This window comes from Nakamurella sp. (assembly GCF_048594475.1).
Lineage (GTDB): Bacteria > Actinomycetota > Actinomycetes > Mycobacteriales > Nakamurellaceae > Nakamurella.
The window spans coordinates 1-10,722 of the sequence record NZ_JBMDXT010000175.1 but is presented as its reverse complement, the minus strand read 5'-3'; the positions used below and the strand labels follow the sequence as shown (position 1 = coordinate 10,722).

The window sequence follows — 10,722 nt, the reverse complement described above, 5'->3', positions numbered from 1 at the left end:
TGGTCGGGCCATCTCGGCTGACCGGGTGGCCGGGGTGGCCGGGGCCGGGGGTCGAGGGGGGGGGGGGGGGGGGGGGGGGGGGCGCCCCCCCCCCCGCCGCACCCCCGCCCGGGCCGCGGGCCCCGCCCGCCCCGGGGGGGGGGCCCCCCGGCGGGGGGGCCCCCCCCCCCCCCCCCCCCCCCCCCCGCTCGACCCCCGGCCCCGGCCACCCCGGCCACCCGGTCAGCCGAGATGGCCCGACCACGAACCGATGTCGCCACCGGGGCCGATCCAACCACCCGCCGCACGAACCCGTCCCGGCCCGCGGTGCCCGGCCCGCTGGCGGTGCCCCATCACCCGCCCGGCCGTCCCGGGCGTCACCACGGCCCGAGCGCGATCGGCGCACCCGGACGCCGCCCGGCAGGAATGGAGGAAGGCATGTCGCGGTCCGACGGCGAGCGGCGCGGGCCCCGGGATCCGGTGTCGCGGCCGCGCACCCACCTCCACCCCCGGCGGACAGGTCGACCCCGGTCATGACCGCCCGCCTCGAAAGTGCTCCGCTGCCGGCCGATCCCGTCCACCCGGCCTCGTCGATGCTGCGGATCCGCCGCCCCTCGTCGGCGCCGGCGACCGTTCGACGCCGCCGGCTGGACGCGGACCTGGACCGGACCCACGGCTCGGCGCTGACGCTGGTCAGCGCCGGGCCCGGCTTCGGCAAGACGATGGCCGTCTCGTCGTGGGTCGACCAGCGCCGGGCGACGCACGCGTTCGCCTGGCTGACCGTCGATCCAGGTGACAACTCCGCACAGACCTTCTGGTCCGACGTGCTGGCCGCGATCCGCTCCAGCGGCGCGGTCCCCGCCGGCAGCGCCCTGGACGACATCAGCCCGGCGACCGTGTTCGGCGCGCGCGAGGTGGACCTGATGCTCGACCGGTTCGACGCTCTGGACCGCCCGTTGGTGCTGATCCTGGACGACTTCCACCTGATCACCAGTCCGGACGTGCTGGCCGCCGTCGCCGCACTGGTGGAGCACCGGCCACGCCGGCTGCGGCTGGTGATCATGACCCGAGCCGATCCGGTGCTCCCCCTGCACCGGCTGCGGATCACCGGCCGGCTGACCGAGATCCGCGGCCGCCACCTGGCCTTCACCCCCGGCGAGGCCGCCCGCCTGCTGGCCGCGGAGGGGCTGGAGCTCGCTTCGGATCAGCTCGCGGACCTGTACCGGCGGACCGACGGGTGGCCGGCCGGCCTGCGTCTCGCGGCGATGTCGCTGGACCGCACCGATCTGGCGGGCAGCATCGAGCGGCTCACCGGCACCGACCGGGTCATCGCCGAGTACCTCCTGGAGGAGGTCGTCGAGCGGCTGGACCCGGCCGATCGGGAGTTCCTGCTGCGGACCAGCGTGGTCGACCGGCTCTGCGCCGACCTGGCCGACCGGCTCACCGGCGGCGACGACGGCCAGCAGGTGATCGACCGGCTGGTGGCCTCGAACGCGTTCGTCACTCCCCTGGACGACGCCAACCGGTGGGTCGCCTACCACCCGCTGCTGCGGGACCTGGTGCGGCACCGGCTCATGCTGGAGCGTTCGGCGCTGGTGCCCGGGCTGAACCGCCGGGTGGCGGCCTGGCTGGCCGAGCAGGGGGAGCCGATCGCATCGATCCGGTACGCGATCCGGGCCCAGGACTGGGCGGATGCCGGCCGGACGCTGCTGACCTGCGCCCCCCGGATCCTGTCGGCCGATGCGTCGGCGCTGGCCGCGGCCGTCGAGCCGATGGCCAGCCGGTCGGCGAGCCACCCGGGCCTGTACGAACTGATCGCGGCCAACATCGTCCACCTGCAACGGCAGGAGTTCACCGCCCTGCACCACAACACCCTGGACTCCCGGCAGTACCTGGACACCGCGCCGCCGGACCTCCGGTCGACCGCCACGGCGCTGCTCGACCTGTTCGACATCGCCCACTGCCGGATGACCGGCGACAGCGGGCGACTCATCCGGCTGTGCCGCGACATCCGGGCCACCGTGCGGGACACCCCGCGCGCGCACCTGCCCCTGGCCCGCCACATCGAGGGGATGGCGAGCACCAACCTGGGTGTCGGGCAGCTGTGGACCGGCGACGAGCCGGGCGCCGAGGAATCCCTCGCCGACGCCGAACGGCACCTGACCGAGCCGGACATGGAGCTGCCCCGGCTGGGTGTCGTGGCGTACCGGTCCGTCCTGGACGCGATGGTGGGCCGGTACGGCCGCGCCGAACGGCAGGCCCGGCCGGGTCTGGATCTGGTCGATCGCCGGGGCTGGGCCTCCGAGGCCCAGGTGCTCGGGCTGTCGCTCGCGATGGGCATGACGCTGACCGCACGAGGGAGGGCCGACCAGGCGACGGCGGTCCTCGGCCGGGGGCTGGCGGTCAGCACCTGGCAGACCGATCGGCTCGTCCGGCTGGGCCTGGCGATCAGCTCGGTCGAGGCGGCGGTCCTGCGGGCGGACGGCGCCGCGGCATTGGCCGCCGACGCCCGGGTCCAGGACGGCCTGGCCCGCACCCCTGCGCCCCCGGACCCGGTCCGTCGCTGGGCGGCCGCGGCCGGGGCCGCGGCGCTGATCACCGCCGGGCGCCCGGAGCAGGCGATCGACCGCCTCGGCGACCCCGGTGACGAGCACAACTTCGCCACCGCCTGGCAGCGGGTCTGGCTCGCCCGGGCCCATCTGGAGTTGCACCAGCTCGCCCGGGTCGAGGAGATCCTGCGTCCGTTCGTCGAACTGCCCTGGCGGCATCGCGAACCGATGGTGACCGCCCAGCTCCTGCTGGCCGTGGTCGCCGACCGGCATCATCGGCCGGGCGCGGCGGCGAACCATCTGGCCACTGCGGTCGAGCTCGCGCACCCCGAAGCGATCCGCCGGCCGTTCCTGCTGCTGGCCGACCGGCTGGGGCACCTCGTGCGGCAGTACCGCCCGGCCGACGACCGTTCCGGGAGCTTCATCAGCCCCTTCGCCGCGCTCGCCCCCGGCGGGGCCGGGCCGGTCGCCGCACCCGTCGAGGACCTGACGGAGCGCGAGCTGACGGTCCTGCGCTACCTGCCGACCATGCTCAAGGCCGGCGAGATCGGCGCCGACCTGCACATCTCCGTGAGCACGGTCAAGACCCACATGCGGTCGATCTACCGCAAGCTCGAGGTCGGCAACCGCCGGCAGGCGGTGGAGCGGGCCCGCATCCTGAGCCTGCTCTGACCGGCCGCGCGGGCCGGCTCGCGCACCCGGACCGGACCCGTCCGGGCGAGGGTCGCCGGGCCCGGCGCCATCCGGCGGACCAGGCCGGTCGAGTGGACGCGGCGGTCCTCGCGGCTCGTCGGGCGAGCGCGCGGCCACCATCGAGCACGGGAACCGTGTCCTGGAGGCAATTCGGCGACGCGGGAGCCGGCATGCCTCCAGGAGAATGCCTCCAGGAGACCCTAGAAGCGGCGGTCCTCGCGACGATCCCGGCGGTCGTCCCGGCGGTCGTCGCGCCGGTCGACCCGGCGGGCGACGCCGTGGGCGACCACGGCGGTGGTGCCGACGGCAGCGGCGGTGCGGCCGACCGGCCCGAGAACGGGGCGGCGGCCGATGCGACGGGCGGCGAGCATGTCAGGCTCCTTCTTCCTCGACGGTGTCGGCGATGTCGGCCGTGTCGGCGGTGTCGGCGGTGTCCTCGTCCTCCAGGACGGCGACCAGCGCCTGGACGGGAATGCGGCCGTCGGCCACGAGCACCCCGCCGGCCCGGCGGACCGCGGACGCGAACGGTGCCGCCCAGAGGTTCTCGTAGACCAACAGGGCGGCGGTGGACCCGGGGGCCAGGGCCTCCGCGGTCGCGACGATGTCCTCCTCGCTGAGCAGGTCGGCGAGGTGCCGTTCCAGGTCCAGCACCTCGGCCAGCGGCCCGGTCGCGGGATCGCCGAACTCGAAGCCCTCGTAGCTGCCGTCCTCCTCCTTGCGGATGACGACCAGGTCCAGCACCCGGACGATCCCGCGCTGCACGAGATCGACCAGCTCGGGCAGGATCTCTCCCTTGAACTCACTTCCGGGGAACTCGACGACCAGGTAGTCGACCGGTCCGACATCATCGATCGACGGCTCGTCGACGACGGATTGCGTCATGGCGGTGCCCTCCTTCAGCGAGCGGGGCCGCGGCCGGCCCGGCCCGATCCGAGGGCCATCCTGCCGCCGGACCGGCAGGTCGCAGACCACCCCATCGGGGTGAAACCGGTCGGCCGTCACCCCGAAACGGCGGCCGGCCGATCCGGGCGGTGATCGGTCGGCCGCGGTGCGCGACCGGGCGGGTCCGGATCGCCCCCGGTCGCGCGTCCGCCGCGGCCGGCGGGGCGGGGTCAGCTCCGGCGGGCCAGGAACAGCCGGCTGCCGGTGGGTTCCCCACCGGGCGGCAGGAACTCGTCGAGGTCGTGCACGGCGACCAGATGCAGGCCCGCCGCGACGACGGCGGCGCTGACATCGTCGACGGTATGCGTGCGCTGGCGATGGATCTCGACCGCGGTGCCGTGGGTGTCGGCCATCTCCAGCCGCGCGGTCTGGGTCCGCGACCCGGCGTCGTAGGCGGTGCGGACGGTCACCGCCCCGGTCGCCGACCGGTGCAGGTCCACCGGCTGGTGCTCGGCGGCATCGTGCAGCCGTTCGGTGGTCACGTCGAAGATCGCCGCCCCACCGATCGTCAGGGATCGAGCGAATGCCCCGAGCGTCAGCTGCAGATCGCCGGACGTGGTCAGGTAGTTGAGGGCCTCGAACTGGCAGGTGATCAGGTCGACCGCCTGCGGCAGGTGCAACTGCCGCATGTCCTGGCACAGGAACCGGGCCCGGTTGCCGGCGTTCTTCGCGGCCGCCACCTCGAGCATCTGCGGCGAGAGGTCGACCCCCCACACCGGGCCGTCCGTCGTCCGGCACAGGTAGTCGACGAAGGTCCCCGTGCCACAACCGATGTCGGCGGCGGAGACGAAGTGAACGGCGTATCGGTCACACATTCGGTCGAAGGCCAGGCGCATCTCGGGGAACGACCGGTCCCCGAGCAGGGCGTCGTAGACCGCGGCGAAGCGCCGGTAGGGGGCGCCGCCGGTCATGGCCGCCCGCCCGTCACACCGGGCCGCCGCCGAACCGTTCGCATCGCCACGCGGGCGCTCCCTCCTGAGCCCTCGGTACCCGCCCCGCCCGCCGCCCGGGCCGGGCGCCGGAGCCGGCCGGCCGGCCGGACCCGGCCCAGTGTGGGTCGCCCCGGTCCGCCGCACATCCGCCGTTCCGGATGAGACCCGTGGTGCGGCGCGCGGCGGCCGGTCAGGCGTCCGGGAACGCCCGCGCCCGGCGCCGGCGGATCGCCAATCGCGACCAGACCGACTGCTGGATGGCCAGTGTCAGCCAGCCGGCGACGGCCATCCCGGACAGGTTGACGGCCAGCTGCAGCGCGCTCCCCCAGACCTCGGGCCAGACCCCGAGCGCGATGCCCAGGGCGATGTTGCCCGCGGCGGGGATCGTCGTCACCGACACGAAGACCCCGGACAGCCCGTGCAGCTTGGCCGACGTCACCGACAGCACCCCGGCGGCCGCGGCGATCAGCGCGACGATGAACGACCACTTGTCCGGGCTGTAGATGAAACCGGTGCCCGGCCGCGGCCGGATCACGTCCCAGTCGGTGATCCAGCCGCACCAGCGGGCCACCAGGGCCAGCACGGTCGCCGACACCACGGCGACCAGGAAGCCGAGCACCAAGGTCCTCGTCGCCAGGCCGAACAGGGACCACCGCCGCCGGACCAGGGCCACGCCGAGCGCGGCGACCGGCCCGAAATCCGGGCCGAGGATCATCGCGCCGATCACCAGCACCTGCGAGTCCAGCACGATGGCGATGGCGGCCAGCAGCGTGGCCAGGGTCATGAAGCTCAGGAACGTCCAGTTCAGCTCCGAGTCGTCGTACGACCGTTGAACGACGTCGGCCCACACCACGGCGTCGGCGCTGGTGCCGGGCGTGCGCCGTTCCGCGTCGTACCCGGGCCGCGAGATCCAGGTGGGCACCGGGTCGATGTGGATGGCCCCCTCCCGCGGCACGCCCAGCCGGCGCAACCGGTCGATGATCTCGTTGGCGCCTTCCCGGGCGACGTCGGCGGTCACCAGATCACCCGGCGGCTTGATCGAGCCGCCGGGCACGGCACCGATGGCGCTGACCGCCGGATCGGCCCGCAGGACGTCGAGCACGGCACCGGACAGGTCCGCCGGGGCGTGGATGCGCAACTGCAGCATGGCGGTCAGTCTCGCCGATGGCCGGCGGTGCGGCCCGGACAACGGGGCCGCGCCGGACCTCGGCGCCGGACCTGGCGCCGGACCTCGGCGCCGGACCTCAGCGCCGGACATCGGCGCCGAACGTCAGCGTGGGCGCGGAGCGCCGGGCACCGCGGCGGCGTACCGGCGAGCCTGCACCCGCAGGGCCTCGACCAGGGCGGCCGGACCGTCGACGTGGAAGTCCAGGCCCAGCATCCCGATCCAGACGGCGACGACCTCGACGCTGTCCCCGCCGGTGACCAGCACGCAGTGCCCGTCGTCGACCGGTTCGACGACCCCGACCGTCGGATTGATCCGGGAAAGCACCTCCTCGGCCGCGGCGTCGACCCGCACCCGGGCGTGCACGGCCCAGCCGGTGGCCGCCACCTCCCGCAGCACGAAGGACCCGAAGTCCTGCTCCGGGAACGGAACGGGCGAGAAGCGGCGCCCGCCCGGGGACTTGAGCTCGATCCAGTCGACCCGGTACGGCGCCCAGGTGCCGGTGCGGGCGTCCCGGGCGACCAGGTACCAGCGGCGTTGCCAGGAGACCAGGCGGTACGGCTCGACCTGCCGCGGATCCGGTGGCGCATCCGCCGGCCGGCCGGTCCCGGCGTGGTCGTCGAACCGCACCTCGACCCGGTCCCGGATCGCGGCCGCCAGCTCTTGCAGCAGGCCGGCGTCCACCTGGGGGTCACGGACGTTGGAGGAGGTGTTCTCGGGCCCCTTGACCACCGCGTCGTGCACCGCGGCGACCTGGCGGCGCAGGTGGTGCGGCAGCACGGCCTCGAGCTTGGCCAGCGCCCGGACGCTGGTCTCCTCGATCCCGGTGACGCCGCTCGCCGCCCGCAGGCCGACCGCGACCGCCACCGCCTCGTCCTCGTCGAGCAGCAGCGGCGGCAGGGCCGCGCCGACCCCCAGCTCGTAGTGCCCGCCCGGCCCGCGGGCCGCGTCGACCGGGTAGCCGAGCGACCGGAGCCGGTCGATGTCCTTGCGCACCGTGCGATCGCTGACGCCCAGGCGGCCGGCCAGCTCGGGCCCGGACCACCGGCGGCGGGACTGCATCAGCCCGAGCAGGGCGAGCAGGCGGGCCGAACTGGTCAGCACCCGTCGCCTCCCTGGAGTTGGCCCGATATTCAGGAACGAATCCGTCCTGAATGGCTCCTAGCGTAGCGCCCATGACCGATCCCACCCCCGCCCCGATCCGCCCGTTCCGCATCGAGATCCCGCAGGCGGCCATCGACGACCTGCACGCCCGGCTGACCGCCACCCGCTATCCGGTCGCCGCCCCCGGCGACTCCTGGGACCACGGCACCCCGGTGTCCTACCTGCGGGACATGGTCGCCCGCTGGCTCGACTTCGACTGGCGCGCAATCGAGGCGCGGGCCAACGCGTATCCCCAGTTCCTGGTCGACATCGACGGCCAGCCGATCCATGTCGTGCACGTTCGGTCGGCGGAACCGGGAGCCCGGGCGCTGCTGCTGCTGCACACCTATCCCGGCTCGTTCCTGGAGTTCCTGGACCTGATCGGCCCATTGGTCGATCCGGTGGCGCACGGGGGCCGGGCGCAGGACGCCTTCCACGTGGTCGTGCCGTCGATGCCCGGGTTCGGCTTCAGCACCCCGGTGCACCCGGCCCCGGGCGGCGGCGACTGGACCATGGCGGCCGTCGCCGCCGCGTACGACACCCTGATGCGCCGGCTCGGCTACGACTCCTACGGCGCCCACGGCAGCGACGCCGGGGCGATGGTGGCGCGTGAACTCGCCGTGCTGGACCCGGCCGGCTTCCGCGGGGCGCACGTCCTGCAACTGTTCTCGTTCCCGTCCGGCGCCGACGGCGAGCTGGACGCCTTCGGCCCCGACGACTTCGCGGCCCTGGAGTTCCTCGGCTGGTTCCAGTCGGTGGGTGGCTACAACGCGATGAACGGCACCCGCCCGCAGACCGTGGCCGCCGCCCTGTCCGATTCCCCGGTGGGGCAGCTGGCCTACCACGAGCTGTTCGAGAACTTCGGCAACGGAACTTCTCTGGTCACCCCCGAGCAGGTGCTGACCCAGGTCTCGCTGTACTGGCTGACGAACACGTCGGCGACCGCGGTGCGCTACCACTTCGCCGAGAGCCACGCGGGGGCGGCGCCGCGCCTCAATCACGGGCGGACCGGCGTCGCCGTGTTCAAGGACGACTTCCGCACGATCCGGCCGCTCGCCGAGCGCGACAACACCGCGATCGTGCACTGGTCGGAGTTCGACCGGGGTGGCCACTATGCCGCGCTGGAGGTCCCCGATCTGGTCGTGGGCGACCTGCGCGCCTTCTTCGGCTGAGCCGCGCCCGGACCGCCGGGGACCGGCGGCGGATCAGACCGGCGCGATGCGCGCCCGGAGCAGGCAGAACGGATTGCCCTCCGGGTCGGCCAGCACGTGCCAGGACTCGTCGCCGGTCTGCCCGACGTCGGCCGGCCGGGCGCCGAGCGCGAGCAGCCGCTCGAGTTCGGCGTCCTGGTCGCGGTCGGTGGCGTTGACGTCGATGTGCAGCCGTCCCTGGGCCGGGGGCGGATCGTCATGGGGGGAGAAGACGATCGTTGGTTGCGGGCCGGCGTATCCGGCCCGCGAGCCGATCTCGACGGCCCCCTGGTCACGGTCGAGGACGACGAAATCGAGGACCTCGCACCAGAACCGGGCCAGGGCTTCGGGATCGCGGCATTCCAGGACCAGTTCACTGATTCGGCAGGCCATCGGCTCACGCTACGCCGTCGGGCGGATCGCCGGCCGCGCGCCGATTGGCCCGGGCGTTGCGCACGGCCCGGGTGGTCAGCAGGTCGTAGACCGGTTCGCTGCGCATCGCCATCGCCACCACCATCGCCACGGCGCACGCGCCGAGGGTCGGCGCCAGCAAGGTGGTGGAACCGGTCATCTCCGAGGCCAGGACGATGCCGGTGACCGGCGCGCGGACGCTGCGGTGAAGAACGCCGCCATGCCGATCAGGGCCAGACCGGCCGCCTCCGGGGCGTGCGGGTCCAGCTGGTCGGCGACGATCCCGACGGCCAGCCCGAGGTGACTGCCCAGCACGAGCATGGGCGCGAACAGGCCGCCCGGAGTGAGCGCCGCGTACGACACGACGCCGAGCACCACCCGGACCACCAGGACGCCGAGCACCACACCCAGGGTGCCCTGCCCGAGCAGGGCCGACTGGGTGAGGTTCCCGCCCGGCCCGACCAGCCACGGCGCGAACCAGGCGACCGCGCCGATGCCGATGCCGATTGCCGCGGCCCTGACCTCGACCGGGATCCGGCTCGTGTCGGCCAGCCGCAGGCCGCCCATCACCAGCGCGTTGTACCCGACGCCGAGCACCCCGCACAGCAGGCCCACCGCCAGCACCCAGCCCGCCTGCCCGAACGACGGCGGGCGGAACGCGATGGTGTCCAGTTCGGTCCCGAGATCGCCGAGCAGCAGGTGGGCCGAGGCAAAACCGCTGGCCGTGGCGATCAGCGTGGCCAGCGTCGTTCGCGGCTCGAAGCGCTTGACGAGCTCCTCCAGCACGAACACCCCGCCGGCGATCGGGGCGCTGAAGGCGGTCGCCAGCCCGGCCGCGGCCCCGCCGGCGACGAGGATCTGCAGGTGGTCGCGGGACGAGCGGGACAGCCGGGCGACGACGATCGCGGTGTTGCCGCCCATCTGGACGCACGGCCCCTCCCGGCCCAGGGCCAGTCCCGCCCCGATCGACAGCAGGCCGCCGACGTACTTGACCGGCAGGATGCGGGCCGATCCGGGCTCGGTCGGGCCCTCGATCACCGCCTCCACCCGCGGGATGCCGCTGCCCTCCGCGTGCGGGTCCACCCGGTGGACCAGGGTCGCCGCGAGGGCCGTGGCCGCGCCGCAGGCCAGCAGCACGAGCAGGATGCCCCACCAGCGCAGGTGACCCCAGGCGATGAGCTCGTCGCGCAACCGGGCGGCGTCGTCGAGCAGCAGCCGGAAGCTCGCGGCCGCCACCCCGGTGACCGCGCCCACGACGGTCGCCAGCACGGCGAGCCGGGCCAGCTCGGCGACGTCACCGGGTTCGCGGATCTGGGCCCAGGATTCGCGCAACCAGCGGCGTAGGCGGTCGGACCGGGCAGCGGGCATGGAGTGCATTATGCAATCGATGCCCTGTGCACGTCAGCGCCGGCGCGGCCATACTGGGCCGCATGACGCGAGCGACCGACGACCTGGTCACCGCCCTCCTGACGGCCTCGCGCGCGCTGGTCGGGGTGTCCGCGGCCTCCCTGGCCGCGGTCGAGGGCACCGTGACGCTCACCCAGTTCCGCACCCTGGTGCTCCTCTCGCAGCACGGCGACACGACGATCGTGCGGATGGCCGAGCGGCTCGGGGTGAATCCGTCATCGGCCCAGCGGCAGGTGGACAAGCTGGTGCGGTTGGGGATGGTGACCCGCACCGAGAACCCGGCCGACCGGCGCGAGCTGTCGATCGCCCTG

The 10,722-nt window shown here is 74.3% G+C and carries 11 protein-coding genes; 3 read left to right on the top strand and 8 right to left on the bottom strand.

What is annotated here, in order from left to right; translation table 11 throughout:
- Window positions 1-512 precede the first annotated feature (512 nt).
- Window positions 513-3,200 (top strand): LuxR C-terminal-related transcriptional regulator, encoded by a 2,688-nt coding sequence (locus tag ACOJUF_RS08675; protein ID WP_420121460.1) that lies wholly within the window; start codon window positions 513-515, stop codon window positions 3,198-3,200.
- 221 nt (window positions 3,201-3,421) lie between these two features.
- On the opposite strand, the gene ACOJUF_RS08670 is transcribed toward ACOJUF_RS08675, so the two are convergent.
- The 5 genes from ACOJUF_RS08670 to ACOJUF_RS08650 form a co-directional block, all read right to left on the bottom strand.
- Window positions 3,422-3,592, bottom strand: a complete 171-nt coding sequence (locus ACOJUF_RS08670) for a hypothetical protein (RefSeq protein WP_420121459.1) — start codon at window positions 3,590-3,592, stop codon at window positions 3,422-3,424.
- 1 nt (window position 3,593) lies between these two features.
- On the bottom strand, window positions 3,594-4,103 hold the full coding sequence (locus ACOJUF_RS08665; RefSeq protein WP_420121458.1) for a DUF6325 family protein: 510 nt from the start codon (window positions 4,101-4,103) through the stop codon (window positions 3,594-3,596).
- Between the two features lie 230 nt (window positions 4,104-4,333).
- Window positions 4,334-5,074, bottom strand: coding sequence for a class I SAM-dependent DNA methyltransferase (locus tag ACOJUF_RS08660; protein WP_420121457.1), 741 nt, complete (start codon window positions 5,072-5,074; stop codon window positions 4,334-4,336).
- A gap of 211 nt (window positions 5,075-5,285) precedes the next feature.
- A complete protein-coding gene (locus ACOJUF_RS08655; protein ID WP_420121456.1) occupies window positions 5,286-6,242 on the bottom strand; it encodes a DUF389 domain-containing protein in 957 nt (318 codons plus the stop codon).
- A 123-nt stretch (window positions 6,243-6,365) separates the two neighbouring features.
- Complete coding sequence (locus tag ACOJUF_RS08650; protein WP_420121455.1) at window positions 6,366-7,364, bottom strand: helix-turn-helix transcriptional regulator; 999 nt, start codon at window positions 7,362-7,364, stop codon at window positions 6,366-6,368.
- A 71-nt stretch (window positions 7,365-7,435) separates the two neighbouring features.
- Between ACOJUF_RS08650 and ACOJUF_RS08645 the strand changes: the two genes are divergently transcribed.
- The gene (locus ACOJUF_RS08645) at window positions 7,436-8,575 is read left to right on the top strand and encodes an epoxide hydrolase family protein (RefSeq protein WP_420121454.1); all 1,140 of its coding nucleotides are present in this window, start codon (window positions 7,436-7,438) and stop codon (window positions 8,573-8,575) included.
- Between the two features lie 33 nt (window positions 8,576-8,608).
- Here the strand turns inward: ACOJUF_RS08645 and ACOJUF_RS08640 are convergent, their stop codons facing one another.
- The 3 genes from ACOJUF_RS08640 to ACOJUF_RS08630 are packed head-to-tail and all read right to left on the bottom strand — an operon-like array spanning window position 8,609 to window position 10,372.
- Window positions 8,609-8,986 (bottom strand): VOC family protein, encoded by a 378-nt coding sequence (locus ACOJUF_RS08640; RefSeq protein WP_420121453.1) that lies wholly within the window; start codon window positions 8,984-8,986, stop codon window positions 8,609-8,611.
- Window positions 8,987-8,990: 4 nt separating this feature from the next.
- On the bottom strand, window positions 8,991-9,164 hold the full coding sequence (locus tag ACOJUF_RS08635) for a hypothetical protein (protein ID WP_420121452.1): 174 nt from the start codon (window positions 9,162-9,164) through the stop codon (window positions 8,991-8,993).
- Window positions 9,161-10,372: a chloride channel protein gene (locus tag ACOJUF_RS08630; protein ID WP_420121451.1), complete on the bottom strand. Its 1,212-nt coding sequence runs from the start codon at window positions 10,370-10,372 to the stop codon at window positions 9,161-9,163. The genes ACOJUF_RS08635 and ACOJUF_RS08630 overlap by 4 nt, the downstream gene beginning before the upstream one ends.
- Before the next feature lie 62 nt (window positions 10,373-10,434).
- Between ACOJUF_RS08630 and ACOJUF_RS08625 the strand changes: the two genes are divergently transcribed.
- On the top strand, window positions 10,435-10,722 hold a 288-nt coding region (locus tag ACOJUF_RS08625), incomplete at its 3' end, for a MarR family winged helix-turn-helix transcriptional regulator (protein ID WP_420121450.1).